Raw genomic sequence first — 23,080 nt, 5'->3', positions numbered from 1 at the left:
GATTATCTTCCTACCAATCCGGTGCGGTTGATCAGGACGTCCAGGGCCTCGTCGACGGCGGTCATCACGCGTGCCGCAGCCTGGTAGGCGTGCTGGTTGGTGAGCAGGCTGACGCTTTCCTCGTCCAGGCTGACAGACGCCTGGGATGCCCGGCCCGTCAGCGCGGAGGCCTGGGCGGCATTGGTGAGCGACTCGTGCTGCTGGGCGCCGCGAGACTGTACCCCGATGTTGGTCACGATCCCGGACCACACCTTGTCCGGCGAGTTCGGACCAGTGCCGAGCTGCGAGATCTTGTCCGCAATGCTGGTGTCCAGGGCGCCGCCCGTTGACGCCTTGAGGGCGATGTTGTCAATACTGGCCGGGCCGGAGATGTTCAGCGCAGCCGGTCCTGCGCCGGTGGTGAAAAAGTTGACGTTGGTGGCGCCGGTGGAGGTTTGGCCCGTCCGGTGGACGTCGTTGACAACCTTTGCCAGTTCTTTTGCGAAGGTGTTGTAGGACTCGGCGGCCTGGGCAATGGCGCCGCCTTTGTCCGCCGGGGCCAGTACGGAGAGGGCGCCGGCAAGTCCGCCGCCGTCGAGGGCCGCCGTGCCGCCGGGGTTGGCCCACTCGACGCGCGGTGCGTCGCTAGCGGCGTCGGCCAGGGATGTCGCGCCCGCCAACTGGAGTGTCCGGACGGAGCCGCCCGTGACGAGGGCATTGCCGCCGACCAGGACGTCTACGGTGCCGTCGGGCTGTTCGCGGACGGTGCCACCGGCGAGGCCGGCGATCTGGTCTGTCAGCTTGGCCCGGGCGTCGATCAGCTCATTGGCCGACCCGCCGGCGGCAAGGGTGGAGCGGATTGTCGTGTTGTAGGACGCAACCTGGGCGGCGGCCGCGTTGACAGCTGTCACCGCGCCCTGCGCCTCGCCGCGGACGCTGCTCCACTGTGAGTCAAGCGCCTGGTACGCGGAAGAAATCTTGCCCGTCACGGAGTTGGCGGCGTTCAGGAGCAGCCCCTTGGGTCCGGACTCCGTGGGCTGGTTGGCGGCCCCCTGCCACGCGGACCAGAAACCGTGCAGTGCATTGGAGATGCCGCTGTCCCCGGGTTCCTGCAGGATGCCTTCGATGCCCTGCAGCGCCGAGGAACGGACGCTGGCGTAGCCGGCCTGGGCACCTGCCGAGCGGACGCCGGCGTCGAGGAAACTGCTGCCGAGCCGGGAGATGGCGTTCACGGACACCCCCTGGCCGGCCTGCAACGCTCCGCCGCTGAAGAGTCCCCGGGCGGGAGCTGCCAGGGAAGACTGGTCGACGCGCTGTCGGGTATAGCCCTCGGTGGCGGCGTTGGCGATGTTCTGCCCGGCCACGTTCATGCCCTGCTGGGCTGCGGTCAGCCCGCGGTAGGCGGTGTTCAGGGCGCCGAAGGTGCTCATGGTCGCTTCCTCAGAATCGCTGGTCGAAGATGCGGGAGCCGGCGGTGTCGCCAGTCTTGCCGTGTGCGTCGTAGGTGCCCGCTGCGGCGGCCGGGCGCAGATCGGCCAGCGACTCCTGGGTGGAGCGGACGGCGGTGCGCAGGTACTGCTCGTTGGAATCGCGCAGTTCCTTGATGAGGGCGGTCTGGCGCGTGAGCGCAGTCAGGTGCGCGGTAAGGATCTCGGACCAGGCACCCTCCGGTGCCGCAGCGGCCAGCTCCGCCAGGGACGCGTCGGCGGGAAGGCCCCAGACCTCGGCGACGACGGCGGCCTCGATGGTGCGCGCCAGGCTCGCCTGGGAGAGATGCCCCAGGACCTGTTCGACTTCCTTGGTGCCGTGGGGCAGCCAGCGGGACTTGCCCGAGGTGAGCAGCAGCTGCTCTTCCTCCAGCTTGAAGGTGAGAACGTCCAGGAGTTCACGCTCCCGCCACAGCAGGGCTGAAAGTTCGTGGATGGCCATGGTCCGGACGGCTCCCTTTAAGGTGACTAAAGCGGTGGTGCCGGGCATGCAGTACATAAGGAGTCAGCTGCAGGTCCAGCAGGGTTCGTAGAAACTATCGGCAGCGGAGTGGGATCCGTTAGCGGAAGTAGGGCGTATTGCGGGCGGATTGCGGCGGGAGGCCGCTTGGAAAAGAATTTCGCAATTTTGCTTACGTGTACTTCCGAAAGTGCGATAACTACTCCTGAAGGCCCACGGATGGGCCCTCGCTTACAGTCCCACTCACGGAGGAAACATCATGGGCTTCGTTATCAATAACAACCTCGCGGCAAACAGTTCTTACCGCAACCTCAACGCCACTCAGAACGACCTCTCCAAGTCCTTGGAGAAGCTGTCCACCGGCCTGCGCATCAACCGCGCCGGCGATGACGCAGCAGGTCTGTCCATCTCCGAGGGCCTGAAGGCCCAGGTTACCGGTTCGGCCCAGGCTGCCCGCAACGCCCAGGACGGCATCAGCGTCATCCAGACCGCTGAAGGCGCCCTGACCGAGGTCCACTCCATCCTGCAGCGTATGCGTGACCTCGCCGTCCAGGGTGCAAACGACACTAACAACGCTGACGCACGTACGGCCATCAAGACGGAGGCGGACCAGCTCGGGGCCGAGCTTTCCCGGATCTCCGAGTCCACGAACTTCAGCGGTACCAACCTGTTCCAGGCGGGTGCAACTGCGGGTCCTGCTACGTTGAAGATCCAGGTCGGCGCGGAGGGTGACTCCACCTCCCAGATCTCCATCAAGAACGCCGATCTGAAAACGAATCTCGCCGACGTCGTCACCCTGGTCGGTGGAACGGTTGGAACTGCCGCGGCCGGTTTCACGGTAACGGATGCAACCACGTCGCAGGCCACGATCGAGAACATCGACAAGGCCATCAAGAACATCTCCACCTCGCGGGCTGACCTCGGTGCTTCGCAGAACCGCCTCGAGCACGCCGTCAAGTCGCTGAACGTTGCTGGTGAGAACCTGTCTGCCGCTCAGTCCCGCATCGCCGACGTCGACATGGCTCAGGAAATGGTCAAGTTCACCAAGGCCAACATCCTGTCCCAGGCCGGCACCGCCATGCTGGCCCAGGCAAACCAGTCCAGCCAGGGTGTTCTTTCGCTCCTGCGCTAAACCGGTTCCGGCAGCTCGGTAGTCCAGAAATAGGACTGCTGCCACCCTGATCGGACGAAGGCCTAAGCCCGATCACCTTGCTGCGTAAGGGCCGGACGATGAGAGAAATCCATCGTCCGGCCCTTACGCGCAACATCTGAATTCCGAACACCAAGTACTAGTGATCACTTGCAGCAATGAGAGGCAGCGATGGGAATCTCACTCGATGGACTAGCCAGCGGGCTCGATACCACCGCGCTCATTAGCTCCGTGATGCAGGTTGAGGCCATCCCGCAAACGATGCTGAAGTACAAGTCCCAGGATCTCCAGTCCATGGTGTCGGCGCTGCAGGGGCTCAACAGCAAGGTCGCGGCGCTCGCCACCCAGGCCACCGCCGCTGCCAAACCCGGTGCCCTGGACCTCAACGCCGCAACCACAAGCAGCGACAAGGTCACCGCCACCACCACAGCTGCAGCCAAAGCCGGCTCCATCGATTTCCAGGTCGACAAGCTGGCCCAGACCCAGGTCGCCGTAACTCCCAAGGTCAACGCGGTGGTCGGCTGGCCTTACACCACCATGACCATCAACAGCGGGGGCGTGAATTACACGATCGAGCCGCTCTCGAGCAACCTCGACGACGTGGTGAAGTCCGTTAACGCGGCCGGAGCAGGCGTCACGGCCAGCAAGGTCTCCGTTGGCGCCGGCGAATACCGCCTGCAGTTCACCGCAACGAAGTCCGGCGAAGCCGGCGCCTTCACGATTACGGACCCCGGCACCACGTTCACCAGCGTCAAGACGGCGCAAGACGCCGAAATTTCACTCTGGCCAGGCACCGCTGCAGCCCAGGTCGTAAAATCCTCGACGAACACCTTCGCGGACCTTCTGCCCGGCGTGTCCATCACCGCCAAAGAAGTGACAACCGCCCCCGTCACCCTCACCGTGGCCCGGGACGACGCTGGCATCACCAAGCTCGCCTCCGACCTCGTCGCAGGTGTCAACGGCATCTTCTCCTACGTGGCCAGCAGGACCGCCGTCACGAGCACCACCAACACGAGCGGGGCCTCGACCACTGCCGGCATCTTCGCCGGTGACAGTGCGGTGCGGTCCGTGAACCAGAACATTCTGTCGGCGGCGTCCTTGCCGGTCGGCACTCCGCCGCGGTCGCCGTCGGAAATCGGCATCAGCATCTCCAAGACCGGAACGATGGAGTTTGACGAGAAGAAGTTCTCGGCAGCCCTTGCCGCGGACCCGGCCGGCACCGCCGCCAAGGTCCAGGAAATTGCCACGCGTGTCGCGGCGGCCGCAACCACGGCTTCTGACAAGTACGACGGCACCCTGACCAAGAAGATCACCGGCCAGGAATCCGAAGTCCGTGACCTCGCGAACCGGATCAGCGACTGGGACACCCGGCTCGAATCCCGCAAAGCCACGCTGCAGCGCACCTACTCCGGCCTGGAAGTGGCCCTCAGCAACATGCAGGCCCAGCAGTCCTGGCTCACCGCCCAGCTCGGCGGCCTCTCTTCAGGGAGTAACTCAGCATGACCACCACGTCCTTCGGCAGCGGCTACGGCAATGCCGCGCAGCGGAACCAGTACCTCGCCGATTCCGTCCTCTCCGCTCCGCCGGCGCGCCTGCTCACCATGCTCTATGACCGGCTCCTGCTGGACCTGGGCCGGGCGGAGAACGCGCAGGAATCGGCCAACTGGCCCGTCGCTTCGGAGAACCTCCTGCACGGCCAGGCCATCATCGCCGAACTCATTTCCTCGCTCAAGACGGACGCCTGGGACGGCGCCGACGGCCTCCTGGGCCTCTATAACTACGCCTTCACCGCCCTGGTCAACGCGAACATCCAGCGCGATCCGACGCTGACGCGCGAAGCAATCGGACTTCTGGAACCGCTGCGGCAGGCCTGGCACGAGGCCGCCGCGGCTGCTCCCGCGCCGTCGGCAGCCCCGGCCGCCGCTGCCTATGGGGCAACCGCCGGCGTCCCAGCCGCTTCCACGGGCTTCTCCGGAGCGGGCGCCTGGAACACCCAGCCCGGAACCGGTGGCGGGAGCCTCGGTTTTGGGTAACCAAACGGACGTGGAGACCGGCCTAGGGGGAGCCGGCATCCAGCACTCCGAATCAACCCTGACGGCGTCCGCGGATACCGCACTGTCAGCCTGGAACGCAATCCTGGACATGCTGGAGATGGCCGTGGGCGCCGCCGAACGCACCCTGAAGGACCCGCTCGGCCCGCTTTCTGCCGCACCCCAGACGGGAGTGGAGCCCCAGCGCGAGAAGCGCTGGCAGCCGCCGGCGCTCCCGGGACCGCTGCCGGCCGTAGCCCGCCGCCGCGCCGTCGCGCTGTCGGAAGCGCAGGAGCGCGTCGCCAAGAGGCTGGAAGAAGCCCGGCTGAATGTCGCCAGGCAGCTGCAGGCGGTCTCCTCCGTGCCCGGCGTCGGGGATCCTTCCGGTGCCGTCTACCTCGACGTCAACGGCTGACGGGCTCCGGACGATACCGGGGATCCACCCGCAACACACCCGGCGAGGAAGCTTGCCGAAATCCTGTCGGAATTTCTGCTAACGCACGGCTGACCAGTGCCGATAACCACTGATAGAGCACGGATCGCTCGTTTAACGGCCACGGATCGGCCACCCCACCATCCCAGGCAGGACTCTGTGCTCGAATCCGTGACTTCCGCCGCCCTGGCCAGCGCCATGGACGGTTTGGCGCTGCGCCAGCGCGCCATCGCGAACAACATCGCGAACGTCAACACGCCGAACTACCACGCGAAGCGCGTCAGCTTCGAGGCTGCCCTCGCGGACTCCGTGCGGTCCGGGGAAGGCACGGTTGGCGCCACCACCGGCGCCTCGCTGGAGCCCACCCAGTTGAATGGCAACAACGTCAACCTGGACACCGAGACCCTCTCCAACATCGACACCGTGCTGCGGTTCCAGTTCGCCGCCCGGGCCATTGGCGGGGAATTCAATGCAGTGCGTGCCGCGATGAGGACCAACTAATGACTTTTGACGCTATCGGCATCGCCGGCTCGGCCTTGACCGTGCACCGCAAATGGCTCGACTCTGTCTCGGACAACCTGGCCAACATGAACAACGCGTCGGCCACCAACGGACCGGCCTTCCAGGCCAGGTACGTCGAGGCTGCCGAAGGTGCCGAGGGATCCGGCGTCTACGTCAAGAGCACCCAGCTCGGCAACGGCGAAGGCCGGATCGTTTACCAGCCGGACCATCCGCTCGCGGACGCAGACGGCAACGTGAAATATCCGGACATCGACATGGCCGAACAGATGGGCGCCCTCATCATTGCCCAGCGCGGTTACCAGGCAAACGCGCAGGTTGTGGACCGCGCCCGCGAAAGCTACCTGGCCGCCCTTGAGATTGGAAGATCCTGATGCCTGTTTCCCCAATCGCCCCGGTCCAGGGCGTCATGCCCACCGGCTACCTCTCCGGTGCGGGGGCCGCCACCGGCACTGACGGCTCAGCCTTCGGCGCGTCGCTCACGGGCGCGGTGGACAACCTCCAGCAGCTGCAGTCGACGTCGAAAGAGCTCGCCGTCTCCGCCGTCACCGGCAACCTGGACGACATCCATAACGCCACACTCGCGGCCAGCCGCGCCCAGATCACCCTCGAGCTCGTGGCCACCATGCGCAACAAGGGCGTTGACGCCTTCAATGAGATCATGAGGATGCAGGCCTGATGCCTCCGCAGATCACGGTCTTCTTCCAGCGCTTCGGCGCGGGCCTCAAAGGTTTCACCGCCGGTCAGCGCACGGTCGCCGCCATCGGCGCCGCCCTGCTGGTGGTTGGCATCATTGCCCTCTCGGCCTGGCTGTCCAAGCCTGCCCTGACGCCGCTGTTCTCCGGGCTCAAGGACACTGACGCCAATGGCATCGTGGAGCAACTGCGCGCTGACAACGTGCCGTATGAGCTCAGCGACGGCGGCTCCACCATCCTCGTGCCGCAGGACAGGGTCTACGACGAGCGCCTCAAGGCCGCCGCCGCGGGCCTCCCCACAGCCGCTGCCACCGGCTACTCCCTGCTGGACAAGATGGGCGTCACGTCGTCCGAATTCCAGCAGTCCGTCACCTATAAGCGGGCCCTTGAGGGGGAACTGGCGAGCACGATTACCGCCATGGAAGGGGTGAAGACCGCTGCTGTCCGCCTGGCCATTCCGGAAAAGACCGTCTTCGTTTCGAAGACCCCGGACACCACCGCTTCCGTCTTTGTCGAGACCGCCCCCGGCTCCACGCTTTCCGGCGACAAGGTCCAGGCGATCGTCCACCTGACCTCGGCCGCCATCGAAAACCTCAAGCCTGCCAACGTCTCGGTCGTCGACTCGCAGGGCAACGTCCTGTCCGCTGTCGGCGCCGGTGCGGCGGGATCCGCTTCCAAGCAGGCCACCGACTACCAGCAGCGCACCTCCGACGCCGTGGAGGCCGTCATGGACCGCGTGGTGGGGCCGGGGAACTCCACCGTGGCCGTGGCCGCGGACGTCACTGGCGAATCAGCGCAGCAGAAGAGCGAAACCTTCGCCAACGCCGAGGGAGCGCTTCCGCTCAGCGAATCCTCCAAAACGGAGAAGTACACCGGCACCGGGGGAGGCGCCGCAGGCGTTCTTGGCCCGGACAACATTGCGGTTCCCGGCGACACGAGCGGGAACGGCAGTTTCGATTCGTCCACCGAGACCAAGAACAACGCCGTCAACAAGATCACCGAGGACCGGGTGATCCCGGCAGGAGCCGTCAAGCGGCAGACCATTTCCGTGGCCGTCGACCAGGCCTCCGCTGGCGGGCTCAATCTCGCTTCGCTGACCGCCCTGGTCACCGCCGCCGCCGGCGTCGACGCCGCCCGGGGCGACGTGGTGACCGTTGAGGTGGTGCCTTTCAGCACCGCCGCCGCTGACCAGGCCGCGGCGTCCCTCGAAGCGGCAAAGGCCGACCTTGAAGCCGAGAAACAAGCCGCGTTCTTCGGCACGCTGATGACCGCCGGCAGCATCCTGCTGGGCCTGCTGATTCTGGCCCTCGTCATGGCGCTGGTGCTCCGCCGCCGGCAAAAGCGCGAACCGGTGGATCTCGGCGAGCGCCTCGACCTGGAAATGATGCCGGTGATGCCAACCGTCTCAGCGCTGCCTCCGGGACCCGCGACGTCCTCCATCCCGCTCACCGCCCTGCCGCCGATGGTGCCGCCGCCAGCCCAGGTGGAGGCTGAGCGCCGCCGCTTCGAGATCGACAACATGGTTGCCTCCAACCCGGAGAAAGCGGCCGACTACCTGCGCGGCCTCATGGATGACAGGCAGCCGGTATGAAACTAGCCGATTCGACCCTCACCGGTGCCCAGCGTGCCGCCGTAGTCCTCATGCAGATGAGCCCGGCCAACGCCGCCAAGGTGATGGCCCAGTTCAACGACACCGAGGCCGAGGACATCGCGGCGGAAATCGTCAGGCTCCGCAGAGTGGATCCGGAGGTCGCCGAGCAGATCATGAAGGACTTCCACGAAGCAGCGATGTCCAGCACACGGCAGGCCCGCGGCGGCCGTGAGCTGGCGGAAGGCCTGCTGGAAGCGTCCTTCGGCTCGGAAAAGGCCGCCGGCCTGCTCAACCGGCTCACAGTCAACATGGCCGGCAAGTCCTTTGAGTTCCTCGAGGACATTGAACCGGTCCAGATCCTTGCCCTGATCGACGGCGAACTGCCGCAGACCATCGCCCTGGTCCTGGCGCACCTCAGCCCCCGCAAGGCCTCCGCCGTGATGTCCGGGCTGCCCGGATCGCTGCGGGCCGACGTCGCGCTGAGCATCGCGACCATGGGTTCCGGTGCCCCCGAGGCAATCGGGATCGTAGCCGACACCCTCAAACTTCGCGGCGGCGCGGCCGTCTCACAGCAGGCATCCAAGGTGGTGGGCGGCATCCAGCCGCTGCTGGAAATCATCAACCGGACCGACGCCGGCACGGAACGCTCCGTGCTGGACGGTCTGGACCTGCTGGACCCGGACCTCGCGGGGGAAATCCGCGCCCAGATGGTCACCTTCGATGACATCGTGAAACTGGAACGCCGCGACGTGCAGCTGGTCCTCCGCGGCCTCGACGCGTCCGTGCTGGCGGTGGCCATGAAGGGGGCCTCGGAGCCCGTCCTGGAGACCATCACCACCAACGTTTCCGGCCGCAACCTGGAAATCCTCGAATCCGAGATCGCCGCGCTGGGGCCGCTGCGTGCCTCGCAGATCGAAGAAGCCCGTGCCGCCGTGGTCCGCTCCATCCGCGAACTCGAGGCGGAAGGCCAGATCACCATCCAGCGCGGGGACGAAGAAGACTATGTCTACTGACGGGACCGCTACCGACAGCGCCCCGGCCCGGATCATCTTCCCCTCGCTCCGCGCCAGCGGGCCCGCCAACGAACAGGCCGGTTACACCGAAGGGCACGCGGCCGGATACGCTGCGGGCGTCCGTGCCGCCGCGAAGGAACAGCGCCGCTGGCGTGACCGCATGGCCGCCGAGCAGGCCGCCACGCTGGCCTCCGGGCAGCAGGACCTCGACCGCGCGGTGCGCGCCCTCGCCGTGGCACGGACGGACTTCGCCTACCGGAACGTCCAGGCCCTGCACGACGCCGAGGAGGTCCTTGCCCGCACCGCCCTGGAGCTCGCCGAGGCCATCCTGGGCTACGAACTGGCTGACGGCACCCGGACCGCCCGCGCCGCCCTGGACCGGGCCCTTTCCGGACATGACGCCGCCACAGTGCTGGCCATCCGGCTGAACCCGGCTGACATCCAGGTCCTCGCCAAGGAAGGCCAGGACCTGCCGGCCGGCTTGCCGCTGCTGGCCGACCAGTCGCTCAACCGCGGCGACGCCAAGGTCGAATACCAGCAGGGTTGGCTCGACGCCAGCCTCGGCAGCGCCTTGGCACGCGCCCGCGCTGCGCTCCTGGGCGACCAGGACCGGGCAGAGAATCCGCCGGGGGACCCGCGATGATCGCCGAGTGGCGCCCCAAGGGGGCAGACTACGTTTCGGCCCTGCGCGCCGCCGCCCCGCAGCGGGTCGGCGTTGTGACCTCGGTGATGGGCCTCGGCCTTGAAGTGTCCGGACTCGACTGCGCCCTGGGCGATCTGGTGACCGTGGGCTCGAACCCGGGACTGGACGCCGAGGTGGTGGCGGCCCTGGACAGCTCCGTGCGCTGCATGCCGCTGGGCCGGCTCGCCGGTGTCGCGGCCGGCGATCCCGTCCGGGCCAAGGGCGGCACCGTCCTCGTCCCGACCGGATCGGGGCTCTTCGGCCGGGTCATTGACGGCCTCGGGAGGCCCATTGACGGCAAGGGGCCACTCAACAGCGGTCCCCGCGTACCGATCGACAACGAAGCCCCCAACGCCATGAAGCGCGCCCGCATCGACACGGCACTGCAAACCGGCGTCCGCGTGCTGGACACCATGACCACACTCGGCAAAGGCCAGCGCATGGGACTCTTCGCCGGTTCCGGCGTCGGAAAGTCGTCCCTGCTGTCGATGATCGCCCGCGGCACCGACGCCGAGGTTTCGGTGATCGCCCTCGTCGGGGAGCGCGGCCGTGAGGTCCGCGAGTTCCTCGAGGACGATCTCGGCCCTGCCGGGCTGGCCCGCTCCGTCGTTGTCGTCGCCACCTCGGACGAACCCGCTCTGATGCGCATGCGCGCAGCGTTCACCGCGACCCGCATCGCCGAATCCTTCCGGGACAAGGGCCAGGACGTGGTCCTGATGATGGATTCCCTCACCCGCGTGGCGATGGCCCAGCGCGAGATCGGGCTCTCCGCCGGCGAGCCGCCCGCGACCCGGGGCTACCCGCCGTCGACCTTTTCCATCCTGGCCCGGCTGCTGGAACGCGCCGGCACCGCTGAGACCGGCTCCGTCACGGGCATCTACACCGTGCTGGTGGACGGCGATGACCACAACGAACCGATCGCCGACGCGGCCCGGTCGATCCTTGACGGCCACGTGGTCCTGGACCGGAAACTTGCCGTCACCGGGCACTTCCCCTCGGTGGACGTGCTCGGCTCGGTCTCCCGCGTCGCCACAAAGGTCAACTCCCGCCCGCACCTTGACGCGGCGGCGACCCTCCGGCGCGTCCTCGCAGCCCGGAAGGCCGCCCAGGACCTGATTGACGTCGGCGCCTACCAGGCGGGCACCAACCCGCTGGTCGACGCGGCCCTGAACCACGAGCAGGACGTCAGCACTTTCCTGCAGCAGCCGATGGACGAGTCCACCGCCCACCACGACTCCTGGCAACGGCTCGCCCACCTCACCTCGATCCTGGGAGCAGCAGCATGAACCGCCAATTCTCACTGGCAGGGCTCCTGCGCCTCCGCCAGATCCAGCAGGACCAGGCGGCCACCGGACTGGCCGGTGCCCGCTCCCGCTCCAGTTCCGTGCGGGCCCGCGAAGCCGCCGCGCGCCGCGAACTGGCCGCGGGTGATGCGCCCATTTCCAGCTCCGCATCCCTGCGGGCCGTTGCCGCGGCGCGGTCCTCGTCCCACAGCATGCTCGCAGACCTGCAGAACCTCTCGAGGATCGCGGAGACCGAGGAAGCAACCGCACGGGATGAGTTCACCGCCGCCCGCACGCGTTCGGTCGGCCTGGAGAAGCTGCAGGCCCGCCACGAGGCCGAGGTCCACTCCGCGGACCTGCGTGCCGAACAATCGACCCTGGATGAGATCGCGTCCACCGTCTGGCACCGGGAAGAGCAGGAGGTGACGTCATGAGCATGACCGAAGCCATCGGCCGGATGCAGGGCATCCAATCGATGATCGCTGAATTGACACGCCCCACGGCGGCTGAGACCAATCCCGCAGCGCTGAAGTCGGCGGCCGCGACCTCGCTCGCCACCGGGACGGGAAGCGGCGACGCGGCATCCTTCACCGACGCCCTGACCGCGGCGCTGGGCGGGACCAGCGGGAACGGCAGTTCGTCCCTCGCGAACAGCCTGGGCATGGGCAGCACGGCGGCGGTCGGGGCACTGAAGGGCATCACCGCGCCCGCAACCGTTCCCGCGGCCGGTGCGGCGACGGGCACCGACGTTGTGGCCATGGCCAAGAAGTACATCGGCGTGCCCTACGTCTGGGGCGGCACGAACCCGGCCACCGGCATGGACTGCTCCGGCTTCACCCAGCGGGTGTTCAAGGACCTCGGCGTCGAGATTCCCCGCGTGGTGAGTGACCAGATGCGCCAAGGCACGCCGGTAGCGTCCCTGGCCGAGGCCAAGCCCGGTGACCTGCTGGTGAGCTTCGGCGGGAACCACATCTCCATCTACCTTGGCAACGGCAAGGCCATCGACGCGCCGGTCCCCGGCAAGACCATCCAGATCCGCGACGCCTGGGAACAGCATTCCAACCTGACCTCCATCCGGCGTATCGTCCCGGCCGGGACGGCGTGATGAAAGGCATGGATCTGACTTCCGCACTGGCCGCGCCGGTCCAGGGCCGCGACTCCGGGCAGGGCGCACGTTCCCGGTCCGAGGCCGGGAACACCGAAGCGGAGTCTTTCGACACCGTCTTCAATGACGTCCATGGTGTTGCCGACGCTGCGCACCGGCAGACCGACGACGCCGGCGCGGACAGCGCCGCCGACCGCGCCGCTCAGGGCGCCGACGTCGGTTCGGCCGCTGTGCAGATCCCGGCCGTTGCCGCCGGGAATGAGGGCGCGGCCTTTGCAGAGTCCGCCGGGCACGCTTCCGGTGACGTCGCCGGAGGCCCCGCGGACCAGCCGGCACAGCTGACATGGGCGCCCGGTCTCCCGGTGCAGGACGGCCAGGCGCCGCCAGGTGCCCCGGCGACTGTGGCAACAACCTCCGGGCCCGACCCTCGGCTTGCCGTGCCGGGAACGCTGTTGGCCGCGACCACCCAGCCGGCGGCCCTCCAGACCGCAGCGCCGGGGACGGCACAGACACCCGGTCTGCAGACCATCACCGCACCTGCCTTCACCGGGCAGGGGCCCGTAGCCGACCAGGCGCTGAACATCGGCGGCCCCTCCGGCGTCGCTTCCGGCAGCGCGGAAGCCGGCCCGCCCGCGGCGCCAGTCACGGGCACGCGGTCCGCCACCGTTCTGGGCAACGTTCCGGCACCGAACACGGACCCAGCAGGGGCGCCGTCGTCGACGGCCCCCCTACGCACCGCGGCCGCCGGCGGAAGTGCATCAGACTTCCCGGCCGCAGCCCTCGCCGAGGGGGTCAGCCCAGGACCCGCCCGGACCGGGACCACTCCCGCCACCGCTCCCGTCACGGCATCAGGGGACGCCCTCGCCGCCACCGGAACCGCAGCGGCGGCCGCAACGGCGGTCGCAGCGCCGGCCGGCCAGCCGACGTCGCCAACCGCTGCCGCGCCGCAACCCGCAGCCCCAGCGGCTCCCCAGCCGGGCGCCACGCTCCAGCCGCAGTTGGCCAAGCCGCTCTTCACGCTCGCCGGCGCCCCCCAGGGCCAGCACATCATGACGCTGCAGGTGACCCCCGAGGACCTGGGCCCGATGACTGTCAGGGCGCACATTGATGCCGCCGGCGTGCGGATCGAGCTCTTCGCCCCGGGCGACGCCGGACGCGAGGCCATCCGCGGGATCCTGCCGGAACTCCGCAAGGAACTCGCCGATGCAGGCTTCGGTGCCAGCCTCGACGTCTCCGAGGACACCGGGCCGGGCAGTTCGGCCCGGAACGGAACCAGCCAGGACCGTGCCAGCCAGGGCGGCGCCGCGCGGGACTCCGGCTCCGGGCAGGGCAACCGCAACGGCCCGGGCGATCCGCGCCCCGGCCACCGCTGGGCATCCTTGGCCGATGACGACGCCCTGCGCGACGCCAGGATCCTGAACGGCCCCCAGACCACCCTCGACATTCTTGTCTGACACGAAGGAACGCGACTCATGACGATCCAGCCCATTGCCCCGCAGCCGGTCACGGCCGCGGGGCAGACCGCCCAGGCAACTGCCGTCCGGGCACCCGTGCAGACCATGGATTCGGAGGTCTTTATGTCCCTCCTGGTGGCTCAGCTCAAGAACCAGAACCCGAGCGCTCCCATGGACACCAACCAGATGATGAGCCAGACCATCCAGCTCTCCATGATGGAGAAGATGCAGGAACTGACCACGAACAGCAAGGAAGGGTTCTCGCTGCAGATGCGGCAGGCCGCTGCGCAGCTGATCGGCCATTCCGTCGGCTACACGCTTGACGACGGCACTACCGGCACCGGCACCGCCAGTTCGGTGTCCTACTCCGGGGCAGTTCCGGTCGTCAAGGTCGGCGAGCTGTCCATCCCCCTAGACTCCATCACCGGCTTGACCGCTCCGGCCGCTTCCTGACCAGTTTTCCACCCGTAGAAAGGCAGTTCCCATGCTCCGCTCGCTGTACTCCGGAATCTCCGGCCTTCGTGCCCACCAGACCATGCTGGACGTCACCGGCAACAACATCGCCAACGTCAACACGGCAGGCTTCAAGGCGTCCTCCACCCAGTTCCAGGACACCCTCTCGCAGATGACCCAGGGCGCCTCCGCGCCGCAGGGCGAGACCGGCGGCAGTAACCCGGCCCAGGTCGGCCTCGGCGTCCGGGTCGCCGGCGTCAGCACCAACTTTGCCCAGGGCTCCTCGCAGAGCACGGGCCGCGCCACGGACATGATGATCTCCGGCGACGGCTTCTTCGTCACGAGCAAGGGCGGCCAGCAGCTCTTCACCCGCGCCGGCGCCTTCAGCCCCGACGCCGCCGGACAGCTGGTCAGCCCCGACGGCGGCATCCTGCAAGGCTGGTCGGCCGTCGACGGTGTGGTCAACACCGGCGGCCCGGTCAGCGGCATCACCCTGAACTCGAACAATCTGGTTCCCGCGAAAGCAACGTCGACGGTGGCGGTGGACGGTAACCTGCCCGGCGACGCTGCGGACGGCACCAAGCTTGAGCGCGTCGTCAAGACCTACGACGCCCAGGGCGCAGAGAAGGATTTGGCGCTCACCTTCAGCAAGACTCCTGCCGGGTGGGATGTGTCGAATGATGGCGGGGTCACAACCGACGGTTCCCTGGTATTCAACAGCAGCGGAGCGCTGACCTCGGGCAACCCGGTCAGGATTGACGGCGGAGCCGTTACCGTCAACCTCCCTGCTGTCACGTCCTACGCGGGGCTGACCTCACTCGCCGTCAGCGGCCAGAACGGCTCTGCGGCCGGCAAACTGGAGTCCTACACCCTCGGCAGCGACGGATCCGTGATCGGTTCCTTCAGCAACGGCGTCAAGCAGGTCCTCGCCAAGATTGCGCTGGCCAAGTTCACCAACCCCTCGGGACTGGAGAAGGCCGGGGGCTCCTCCTATGTTGCCACCGCCAATTCCGGTGGCGTGCAACTCGGCGGAGCAGGCGACGCCGGCATCGGCAGCCTGTCCGGCGGCTCCCTGGAAATGTCCAACGTGGACCTCTCGCAGGAGTTCACCAACCTGATTGTTGCCCAGCGCGGCTTCCAGGCCAACGCCCGCATCATCACCACCTCGGATGAAGTCCTGCAGGAACTCGGCAACCTCAAGCGCTAACCTTCGATTCACCCGGACGCACCCGGCGCCCCTCTCGGGCGCCGGGTGCGTCCGGGTTCGGGGCTAGCCAGGTGCACCCCAATGAGGACTTTGCCGAGTCCTTCGCCCACTATCTGCACATCACGGACGCCATCGATACCGCCCGGGAATTCGGCCTGATTTCGACGCCGCCGAGAACCCCGCCGTTCCGCACGTTGGTTGAGACAGTCTGGCTGCCGCTGTCGATCGCGCCGAATCAGGTCAACCGGAGCATGGGGCAGCGCAGACCGATACCCGTTCGTCCTTCCGGGCGCGGTGATCGACAAGCTCGAGTTCGTCTACGGGCTTCGCTGCTGAGCATCCGGCGGTTCCCGTCCTGCAGCCGGCCTGAAGCGGTCCGTCAGCCGGTTGCAGCGCTGGCGCCCAACGGCACTGCTCCGCCAGCACTGCCGGGTCCGGGGTCTGTCACCGTCCGGCGCAGTGCGTCCCAGAAAGCTGTGGCCTCGGCGGGCCGGGGCACGTCGAGGATCTCCTGGCGGGTCAGTGAATCGGTCCATTGCTGGACCAGTTCATGGTGGAAGACGAACTCCTGAAGCGCAGTCCGCTCGGGAAGGAGCATTCCGGCGGGATCGTGGCCGGGCGGCAGCTGATCGATCGCAGCCAGCAGGGACTCCAGGGTCCGCCGGGCCGTTTCCGGCCCCCGGGTCTGTTCCGGCAAGCGGCCAACGCGCTTGGCCGTGGCGATCTCGTCCCGTAGGGTCCTGGTGTACGCGGCCCAGGACCGCGCCTGCTCCGGGTCGATGGGCAGGGTGCAGCCGGAGTCGAACGCGCTGAGCCGGTCGTAGACCACATACCGGTCCCTGCCGGCGTGCTTTGCCGCGTACATGGCCTGGTCTGCCCACTCCAGCAGGTCTTCGACCTCATCCGCCCCTGAGCCGAGGGCCACACCCACGCTAGCCGTCATATGCAGTTCCGCCCCGGCCACGTGGACCGGCGCCGCCACAGCCTTCATGACCCGCCGTGCCATGCTGCCTGCAACGTCGCCGCCGGAGCCCGGCAGCAGGACCGTGAATTCGTCGCCGCCGGTCCGCGCCGCGGTGTCGCCGGCGCGGCAGCAGGTCTGGATGCGGCGCGCCAGTTCGAGCAGGACGGCATCACCGGCGGCATGGCCATAGGAATCATTCACCGGTTTGAACCCGTCAATATCCACGGAGAGCACCAGCAGCGGCGCGCCCGCCGTACTGGCCGCTTTCAGCCGGTTGTGCAGCAGAGTGCGGTTGGCCAGCCCGGTCAGCGGATCGTGCAGGGCCTGGCTGGCAAGCCGGTCCAGCAGAACGGTTTCCTCAGCCCGGGCCCGCTCGTGGATGGTCCAGTGCAGGATGCTCGTGGCACAGATGGCGAGGAAGAGGGCACTGTGGATGAATCCCCACACCAGGGGATCCTGCAGGGCAGCTGGATGGTTGTAGAGGTGCTGGGGCGCCAGTGCCCCGAGCACGCCGTGATGGGTGAAGACCACCGCCGCCGCGGCCGCGAGCGGAGTCCAGTCCTCGTAGAGGGCCACAATCGGCACCATGATGAAGAACAGGAAGTGCGCTTCGATGGCGCTCGACGCATGGACGGACATGGCCGCCACCGCCATGAGTGCCATCGAGGTCAGGGTGGCCCGGAAGCGGCGTCCCCAGCGGGCCCGCCACGCAACCGCCGCCATCAGGACAGGCACGGCCGCCTCCAGTAGCGCGTGTCCCGGATCGGTCCCCTGGGATACTGCGAACACGGTGGCGGCCAGGGTCGAGGCCACCACGAACCCTGCGATCATCCGGTGGCGGAACGCCCATGCCGGCTCGGGGAGTCTGGAACCGCGGGGAAAAAAGCTGCCGATCGCGCGAAGCCATTGCGGTGCCACGGAGACGCTCCCAAGTTGTGAAGTAAGTTTGACGATTGCTGGAACCCGCGCCGCGATGGTGCCGACAGCCCACTTTAGCCACCGCAAGCGGATGTGACGCGTATTACGGCCCAGAGTCGCGCTTCAGGCAGACGCAGTCGCCCCGCGCCTAACGGATATGCCCGCGATGCCGACAGTAAGTACAAGAACACCGCCACCTACTAACAGAGCAGAATCGGCCCATGATCGTCGTCACACGCCTCAACGGAACGCGCTTCGCGGTCAATCCGGACCTGATCGAGCGTATCCACGAGAGCCCCGACACCCACCTGGTGACCCTCGACGGCGCCGCCTATGTGGTGCTGGAAAGCCTCGCCGACGTGGTCGAACTCATCGCCGACTACCGGGCGTATGTCCTGAGTAAGGCACGGGATTTTCCCGCCGTGACGGGATACCCGTTGAGCCTCGTGCCGCCGTCGGACCCCGCGGACGCCGGCCGCCGCCCCGCACCTGAGCCCCCAAGAAAGTAATCCATGGATCCCGCAACAGTCATTGGACTGCTCCTCGCCTTTGGCTCCCTCATCGTCATGGTCCTGCTGGAAGGCGGCAGCCTCTCGTCACTGCTGCTGCCCGCCCCCATGATCCTCGTCTTCGGGGCCACCTTGGCCATCGGGCTTGCCGGTAACACCTTCAAGGACGTGATCCAGGCGTTCAAAGCGGTGCCGGGGATGTTCATCGGAAAAACCGCGAAGCCGCAGGACAGCATCGACCAGATGGTCCGGTTCGCGGAAAAGGCGCGCAGCGAGGGCCTGCTGTCCCTCGAGGAAGAAGCTGCCGGCGTCAACGATCCCTTTCTGGCCCGGGCGCTGCAGAACATCGCCGACGGCACCGACGCCGAGGACCTCCGGATGCAGATGGAGGATGAGATCGACACGAAGTCCCGCAGCGACCATTCCGCCTCGAAGTTCTTCGCCTCGCTCGGCGGGTATGCCCCCACCGTCGGCATTGTCGGAACCGTTGTGTCCCTGACCCACGTGCTGGAAAACCTGTCTAAGCCCGACGAGTTGGGGCACATGATCGCAGCCGCCTTCGTCGCCACGCTCTGGGGCCTGCTGTCCGCCAACTTCATCTGGCTCCCGTTCAGCAGCCGCCTGGCCCGGCTGTCCGAGTTGGACCTCGAACGCCGGACGCTGCTCATGGAAGGGATGCTCGCCGTGCAGGCCGGCGCCCAGCCGCTGTTGCTGGCCGAGCGGCTCCGCTCCATGGTTCCCGAGCACCAGCTCAAGAGCTCCGGAAGCGGCCGCAAGGCAGCTGCCGGCGACGCTGAAACGATGGACACCGCCGCGTGAGCGGCCGCCGGCGCCCCCGCAAGAAACCCGAAGAGCACCACGTCGACGAACGCTGGATGGCGTCCTACATGGACATGGTCACGGTGCTCATGTGCCTTTTCATCGTCCTTTACGCCATGTCCACAGTGGACGCCAACAAGTTCGACAAGCTCCGTAATTCCCTGGCCACCGGCTTCGGGGCCGTCGCCAGCGAAACAGTGGACACCGCCGAGGGCACGGTGGTCCCGCCGGAACTCGTGGACGAAAAGCTGGAGGCCTTCGCCGCGCTGCAGGCGGCGGATTCCGCAACGGCTCCCGACGCACTCGACGCGGCCCTCAAGGAAGTGGACCGGCTGCGTGCCCTTGAGGAGCAGATGAAGGCCGCCCTGGCGGCCGACGGGCTCAGCGAAAACGTCGAATTCCAGATCGACCAGCGCGGGCTCACGGTCAAGCTGGTCGGCTCGCAGACATTCTTCGCGCCGGACCGGCCGGAACTCACCGAACGGGCCTCCCAGGTCCTGACCATCATCTCGCCCATCCTCGGGCCTGCGTCCCTGGAGATCATGGTCGAGGGCCACGCGGCCAACGGCGTGACCGCCTACCCGTCCACCTGGGAGCTCTCCTCGGCCCGAGCCGTGAATGTCCTCCGCTTTATGGTGGACCGCGGCGGGATCGCCCCGGGAACCATCGGCGCCGTCGCCTTCGGCTCCGCGCGCCAGGTCAACGACGATTCCACGCCGGAGCTCATGGAGCTGAACCGCAGGGTGGACATCGTGATCATCTCGGACCAGCCCGACGTCGTCCGGGCGCTGATTCCGGAAGTGCTGAAGCTCAGCGGATAATAGCTGTCTGTTGCCCACACAATGCCTGCCGTGTATCTCGAAGTATTTGCCTGCGGCAGACTGCTTACCCCGCGCGATCCCTTGCCGATAGTGGCAACCGTGAGTGTTCTGGATGAGCGGGGAGTGGCACGGGAGCGGATGGTCAGCGTCTATGACTTCCGGCGTCCCGCGACGCTCGCACGCGAACACAGCCGCGTCCTTGAACTCGCTTTCGAAACCTACGCCCGCCAATGGGGAACCCAGCTGACCGCAAAGGTCCGCGTCAAGTCCGTCGTCCGGCTCGAAGACGTCAGTATGGTCAGCTATGACGAGTACGCAGCCTCCCTGCCCGCGGTCACGGCCATGGTGCTGTGCACCGTCGAGGGACTCGATTCCAAGCTCGTGGTGCAGTTCCCGGCCCCGGCCGCCCTCGGCTGGGTGAACCGCATGCTCGGCGCTTCAAATGATGCGCCCATGCCGGACCGCAAGTTCACCCAGATTGAACAAGCCCTGGTCAAGGGCCTGATGGACGAGGCACTCGAGGACCTCGGCTACTCCCTGGGACCGCTGCTGAGCGAAACCGTGCGGGTGGACACCATCCAGTACAACTCCCAGTTCGCCCAGGCCGCGGCCCCCAGCGAACTGATGATCGTCGCGGCGTTCACCATGAACGTCGGCGAGATGAGCGCCCCCGCCACCCTGGCCGTACCCGCCAGCCTTCTGCTCGGGCGGCTCAAGAAGGTCAACCCGACCGACAACCGCGGAGACGCCTCAGCGCGCGTGAGCGCTCAGTTGGAGCGGGTTCCCGTGGAGCTGTCGGTCCGGCTGTCGACGTCGTTCGTCACCCCCAGCCAGGTCCTGGGCCTGGCCGTGGGCGACGTCCTGCCCCTGCCGCATCTGGAAAACCGGCCGTTTGACCTCACCCTGGACGGCACCCGGCTCGCCACTGCCGCCCCGGCCCGCAATGGGTCCCGAGCGGCCGCCGTCATTGTCACAATCGAGGAGAATCACCGATGAGCATCACCCTGACCAGGCACGAATCGTCGGCGGAACGGCTCGTTGAAGAACTGCCGAGCCCGGTCGCGCTCAAGGTCCTGGCCCTCGTGCCGGGCCGCACCGCCGCGCCCTTCGCCCGGCAGGCCGTCGCCGCCACCTTCGTCGGCTCCGTTACCGCAGACCTCGCGCTCATGTTGAGCGACCGCACCTTCCTCGACGAAGCCGCCGGCGGCGTGACGGGAAACCAAGCCGGCGTTGTCTCGGTGACGGACGTGCTGCGTCCCGCGATGGAAAGCGCGAGTTCGGTGTTCGGCGCAGGTGTCCTGAGCGACCTGCGGGAATCCGACGCCTCCGGGCTGCTTTCGGACCCGGACACCGCGGTTTTCGAACTGACCGACGGCGCCAACGCCGCTGCCTGGTTTGCCGTCCGCATCCGGGAGCACAGCACCAGCCAGGAGCGCACGGGCGACGTGTTCCGCGATGGCGGGGCAGTCGCCGGCCGGCTCGGGCGGATCAACAACATCGAAATGGCCTTGACGGTGGAGATCGGACGCACCCGGATGTCGGTGCGCGACGTGCTCTCGCTCGAACCCGGCAAGATCATCGAGCTCGACCGCTCCGCCGGTGCGCCGGCAGACGTCCTGCTCAACGGGCGGCTGATCGCCCACGGCGAAGTGGTGGTCCTGGACCAGGACTACGCCGTCCGGATCACCCGCATCCTCGACGTTGCCGAGGGACTCAGCTGAATGGACGCACTGATCCTTGGGCTGCGGGTATTCGTGGCCCTGGGCGCGGTGCTGGGCCTCATGTGGTTCCTGCAACGCCGGCTCGGCAAAGGCACCGGACGGCGGCGGGCCGACCGTGCACTGACCGTTGTCAGCCGGCAGAGCGTCGGACAGAAGGCCTCTGTAGTGGTCGTCGACGCCGCCGGGCAGCGCTTCCTGCTGGGCGTCACCGAACACGCCGTCAACGTCCTGCACACCGGCGACATCCCGGCCGAAGCCGTTGAAGCCACAGTTCCGGAAGCCCGCCGCGGGGCCGGCGAATTTGCCCGTATCCTTTCCGGTTTCGGCCCGCTGACCGGCGGCCAGCCCAGTTTCGAGGAACTTCCCGAGGACAACGCAGGGGCTCCCGGTGCCACCGCCGACAAAGGCCCGCTGTCCCGGCGCAGCACCCTGCACCGGGACTCCCATGCTCGGGGGCCGGCACTGCGCGGCAGCGCCTCCGGCAAGGCCGGCCACCCGCCCCTGCACGGTTCAATCCTTGCCGGCTCCACGTGGAAGCAGGCCGCTGCCGCTCTCAGGAGCGGACGCCGCAATTGACCAGGATTCTGACTTCCCGTTCTGCATCCGCGCTCCCGGCTGCCGCACCGCTCCCGGCTGCCGCCGCCGCCGCCGCCGCCGCCGCTGCCGCCGCCGCCGGCCCGGTCCGGCCCGGCATTAGCCGGCCGGGCAGGGCCATGGTCCTCGGCCTTGCCGCCGTCGTGTTCGCGGTGCTGCTGCTGTGGTTGAGCGCCTCGGCCGGCCACGCTGCCCCCATCGACCCCACCCCGCCGGTCGCCCCGACGGATCCGGCGAACCCCGGCGGGGGTAGCGTCAACATCGAGATCAACGGTCTCGACGGCAAACCGTCGACGGCAGTCCTGACCCTCATCGGCATCACCTTGCTCTCGGTGGCGCCGGCCCTCCTGCTGATGATGACGTCCTTCACCAAGATCTTCGTGGTCCTGGCGATGACCAGGAACGCCCTGTCGCTGCCGACCATCCCGCCGAACCAGGTCCTCGCCGGGCTGGCACTGTTCCTCTCGATTTTCGTCATGTGGCCGGTCATCAACGAGATGAACACAATCGGGATCCAGCCCTACCTCAACGGCACCCTCGACTTCAACGGCGCGGTCGGCGCTGCCAGCGGCCCGCTGCAGCAGTTCATGCTGGCCCACACCAGGGAAGAGGACATCGCCCTGATGTCCCGTGCCGCTGCAGCGGAAAACCCGGCCACCCCCGAGGCCGTGCCCATGCAGACCCTCATTCCCGCCTTCATGATTTCGGAATTGCGTTCCGCGTTCATCATCGGGTTTGTCATCTTCATTCCGTTCCTCGTCATCGACCTCGTCGTTTCCGCAGCGCTCATGTCCATGGGCATGATGATGCTCCCGCCGGTGATGATTTCATTGCCCTTCAAGATCCTGCTCTTCGTTCTTGTGGACGGCTGGGGCCTGATCATCACCTCGCTCGTCCAAAGTTATGCAGGCACCGGATGAACGCCAACGCCGTCCTGGACATCTGCCTTCAGGCCATGATCATCGCGGCCAAGCTCTCGGCCCCAGTGCTGGTGACAGCGCTCGTGGTGGGACTGGCCATCGCACTGCTGCAGTCCATCACCCAGCTTCAGGAAGCGACCCTGTCCTTCGTGCCCAAGGCCGCGGCCGTGGCGGTGGCCCTGCTGATCTGCGGCCACTGGATGATCTCAGAGATGGTGGCGTTCACCAACGATCTCTTCGCCAGGATCCCCTCCCTGCTCGGAGGCCTGTGAG

At 67.5% G+C, this 23,080-nt stretch carries 27 protein-coding genes and 1 pseudogene; 25 read left to right on the top strand and 3 right to left on the bottom strand.

Going from position 1 to position 23,080, the window contains the following annotated elements:
- Positions 1-2 precede the first annotated feature (2 nt).
- Together flgK and ACZYZ3_RS09495 are read right to left on the bottom strand one after the other, a co-directional pair.
- Positions 3-1,409, bottom strand: a complete 1,407-nt coding sequence (flgK, locus tag ACZYZ3_RS09500; protein ID WP_463963570.1) for a flagellar hook-associated protein FlgK — start codon at positions 1,407-1,409, stop codon at positions 3-5.
- 10 nt (positions 1,410-1,419) lie between these two features.
- Positions 1,420-1,908 (bottom strand): flagellar protein FlgN, encoded by a 489-nt coding sequence (locus ACZYZ3_RS09495; RefSeq protein WP_463963569.1) that lies wholly within the window; start codon positions 1,906-1,908, stop codon positions 1,420-1,422.
- 277 nt (positions 1,909-2,185) lie between these two features.
- Here ACZYZ3_RS09495 and ACZYZ3_RS09490 point away from each other — a divergent pair, with 277 nt between their 5' ends.
- From ACZYZ3_RS09490 to ACZYZ3_RS09410, 17 genes and pseudogenes are all read left to right on the top strand, one after another.
- Complete coding sequence (locus ACZYZ3_RS09490) at positions 2,186-3,058, top strand: flagellin N-terminal helical domain-containing protein (protein ID WP_463963568.1); 873 nt, start codon at positions 2,186-2,188, stop codon at positions 3,056-3,058.
- A 189-nt stretch (positions 3,059-3,247) separates the two neighbouring features.
- Positions 3,248-4,579, top strand: coding sequence for a flagellar filament capping protein FliD (gene fliD / locus ACZYZ3_RS09485; protein ID WP_463963567.1), 1,332 nt, complete (start codon positions 3,248-3,250; stop codon positions 4,577-4,579).
- Positions 4,576-5,109 carry a flagellar export chaperone FliS gene (fliS, locus tag ACZYZ3_RS09480; protein ID WP_463963566.1) on the top strand — a complete coding sequence of 178 codons (534 nt, stop codon included), beginning with the start codon at positions 4,576-4,578 and terminating at the stop codon, positions 5,107-5,109. The genes fliD and fliS overlap by 4 nt, the downstream gene beginning before the upstream one ends.
- Positions 5,102-5,521 (top strand): hypothetical protein, encoded by a 420-nt coding sequence (locus ACZYZ3_RS09475; protein WP_463963565.1) that lies wholly within the window; start codon positions 5,102-5,104, stop codon positions 5,519-5,521. The genes fliS and ACZYZ3_RS09475 overlap by 8 nt, the downstream gene beginning before the upstream one ends.
- A gap of 177 nt (positions 5,522-5,698) precedes the next feature.
- Positions 5,699-6,040, top strand: a complete 342-nt coding sequence (locus ACZYZ3_RS09470; RefSeq protein ID WP_463963564.1) for a flagellar basal body rod protein FlgB — start codon at positions 5,699-5,701, stop codon at positions 6,038-6,040.
- Complete coding sequence (locus tag ACZYZ3_RS09465; protein WP_463963563.1) at positions 6,040-6,432, top strand: flagellar basal body rod protein FlgC; 393 nt, start codon at positions 6,040-6,042, stop codon at positions 6,430-6,432. Before ACZYZ3_RS09470 ends, ACZYZ3_RS09465 begins: the two co-directional genes overlap by 1 nt.
- Positions 6,432-6,737 carry a flagellar hook-basal body complex protein FliE gene (fliE, locus tag ACZYZ3_RS09460; protein ID WP_463963562.1) on the top strand — a complete coding sequence of 102 codons (306 nt, stop codon included), beginning with the start codon at positions 6,432-6,434 and terminating at the stop codon, positions 6,735-6,737. The genes ACZYZ3_RS09465 and fliE overlap by 1 nt, the downstream gene beginning before the upstream one ends.
- Positions 6,737-8,344: a flagellar basal-body MS-ring/collar protein FliF gene (fliF, locus tag ACZYZ3_RS09455; RefSeq protein WP_463963561.1), complete on the top strand. Its 1,608-nt coding sequence runs from the start codon at positions 6,737-6,739 to the stop codon at positions 8,342-8,344. Before fliE ends, fliF begins: the two co-directional genes overlap by 1 nt.
- Positions 8,341-9,357, top strand: a complete 1,017-nt coding sequence (gene fliG / locus ACZYZ3_RS09450) for a flagellar motor switch protein FliG (protein WP_463963560.1) — start codon at positions 8,341-8,343, stop codon at positions 9,355-9,357. The genes fliF and fliG overlap by 4 nt, the downstream gene beginning before the upstream one ends.
- On the top strand, positions 9,347-10,000 hold the full coding sequence (locus ACZYZ3_RS09445; RefSeq protein WP_463963559.1) for a FliH/SctL family protein: 654 nt from the start codon (positions 9,347-9,349) through the stop codon (positions 9,998-10,000). Before fliG ends, ACZYZ3_RS09445 begins: the two co-directional genes overlap by 11 nt.
- The gene (locus tag ACZYZ3_RS09440; protein WP_463963558.1) at positions 9,997-11,325 is read left to right on the top strand and encodes a FliI/YscN family ATPase; all 1,329 of its coding nucleotides are present in this window, start codon (positions 9,997-9,999) and stop codon (positions 11,323-11,325) included. Before ACZYZ3_RS09445 ends, ACZYZ3_RS09440 begins: the two co-directional genes overlap by 4 nt.
- Positions 11,322-11,756, top strand: coding sequence for a flagellar FliJ family protein (locus tag ACZYZ3_RS09435; RefSeq protein ID WP_463963557.1), 435 nt, complete (start codon positions 11,322-11,324; stop codon positions 11,754-11,756). Before ACZYZ3_RS09440 ends, ACZYZ3_RS09435 begins: the two co-directional genes overlap by 4 nt.
- Positions 11,753-12,427: a C40 family peptidase gene (locus ACZYZ3_RS09430; RefSeq protein WP_463963556.1), complete on the top strand. Its 675-nt coding sequence runs from the start codon at positions 11,753-11,755 to the stop codon at positions 12,425-12,427. The genes ACZYZ3_RS09435 and ACZYZ3_RS09430 overlap by 4 nt, the downstream gene beginning before the upstream one ends.
- Before the next feature lie 8 nt (positions 12,428-12,435).
- Positions 12,436-13,881, top strand: a complete 1,446-nt coding sequence (locus ACZYZ3_RS09425) for a flagellar hook-length control protein FliK (protein ID WP_463963555.1) — start codon at positions 12,436-12,438, stop codon at positions 13,879-13,881.
- Positions 13,882-13,899: 18 nt separating this feature from the next.
- On the top strand, positions 13,900-14,334 hold the full coding sequence (locus tag ACZYZ3_RS09420; protein ID WP_463963554.1) for a flagellar hook assembly protein FlgD: 435 nt from the start codon (positions 13,900-13,902) through the stop codon (positions 14,332-14,334).
- Between the two features lie 31 nt (positions 14,335-14,365).
- Entirely contained in the window at positions 14,366-15,541 is a 1,176-nt protein-coding gene (locus tag ACZYZ3_RS09415) for a flagellar hook protein FlgE (RefSeq protein WP_463963553.1), read from the top strand.
- Between the two features lie 71 nt (positions 15,542-15,612).
- A pseudogene (locus tag ACZYZ3_RS09410) lies at positions 15,613-15,804 on the top strand (putative zinc-binding metallopeptidase); the annotation flags it as partial.
- A gap of 116 nt (positions 15,805-15,920) precedes the next feature.
- Here the strand turns inward: ACZYZ3_RS09410 and ACZYZ3_RS09405 are convergent.
- Positions 15,921-17,423: a diguanylate cyclase domain-containing protein gene (locus ACZYZ3_RS09405; protein WP_463963552.1), complete on the bottom strand. Its 1,503-nt coding sequence runs from the start codon at positions 17,421-17,423 to the stop codon at positions 15,921-15,923.
- A 221-nt stretch (positions 17,424-17,644) separates the two neighbouring features.
- On the opposite strand from ACZYZ3_RS09405, the gene ACZYZ3_RS09400 reads away from it, so the two are divergent.
- From ACZYZ3_RS09400 to fliQ, 8 genes are all read left to right on the top strand, one after another.
- Entirely contained in the window at positions 17,645-17,932 is a 288-nt protein-coding gene (locus tag ACZYZ3_RS09400; RefSeq protein WP_463963551.1) for a flagellar FlbD family protein, read from the top strand.
- A 3-nt stretch (positions 17,933-17,935) separates the two neighbouring features.
- Positions 17,936-18,751 (top strand): motility protein A, encoded by an 816-nt coding sequence (locus ACZYZ3_RS09395; protein WP_463963550.1) that lies wholly within the window; start codon positions 17,936-17,938, stop codon positions 18,749-18,751.
- Entirely contained in the window at positions 18,748-19,572 is an 825-nt protein-coding gene (locus ACZYZ3_RS09390; protein WP_463963549.1) for an OmpA/MotB family protein, read from the top strand. Before ACZYZ3_RS09395 ends, ACZYZ3_RS09390 begins: the two co-directional genes overlap by 4 nt.
- Before the next feature lie 99 nt (positions 19,573-19,671).
- Complete coding sequence (locus ACZYZ3_RS09385) at positions 19,672-20,568, top strand: flagellar motor switch protein FliM (protein WP_463963548.1); 897 nt, start codon at positions 19,672-19,674, stop codon at positions 20,566-20,568.
- A complete protein-coding gene (fliN, locus tag ACZYZ3_RS09380) occupies positions 20,565-21,293 on the top strand; it encodes a flagellar motor switch protein FliN (RefSeq protein WP_463963547.1) in 729 nt (242 codons plus the stop codon). Before ACZYZ3_RS09385 ends, fliN begins: the two co-directional genes overlap by 4 nt.
- Positions 21,294-21,869, top strand: a complete 576-nt coding sequence (fliO, locus tag ACZYZ3_RS09375; RefSeq protein WP_463963546.1) for a flagellar biosynthetic protein FliO — start codon at positions 21,294-21,296, stop codon at positions 21,867-21,869. It begins immediately after the preceding gene.
- Between the two features lie 137 nt (positions 21,870-22,006).
- Entirely contained in the window at positions 22,007-22,807 is an 801-nt protein-coding gene (gene fliP / locus ACZYZ3_RS09370) for a flagellar type III secretion system pore protein FliP (protein WP_463963593.1), read from the top strand.
- Entirely contained in the window at positions 22,804-23,079 is a 276-nt protein-coding gene (gene fliQ, locus ACZYZ3_RS09365; protein ID WP_463963545.1) for a flagellar biosynthesis protein FliQ, read from the top strand. Before fliP ends, fliQ begins: the two co-directional genes overlap by 4 nt.
- Position 23,080 lies beyond the last annotated feature (1 nt).

The organism is Pseudarthrobacter linnaei, assembly GCF_055412825.1.
The sequence above is the reverse complement of the archived record's forward strand: the minus strand, read 5'-3'. Positions and strand labels throughout refer to the sequence as shown.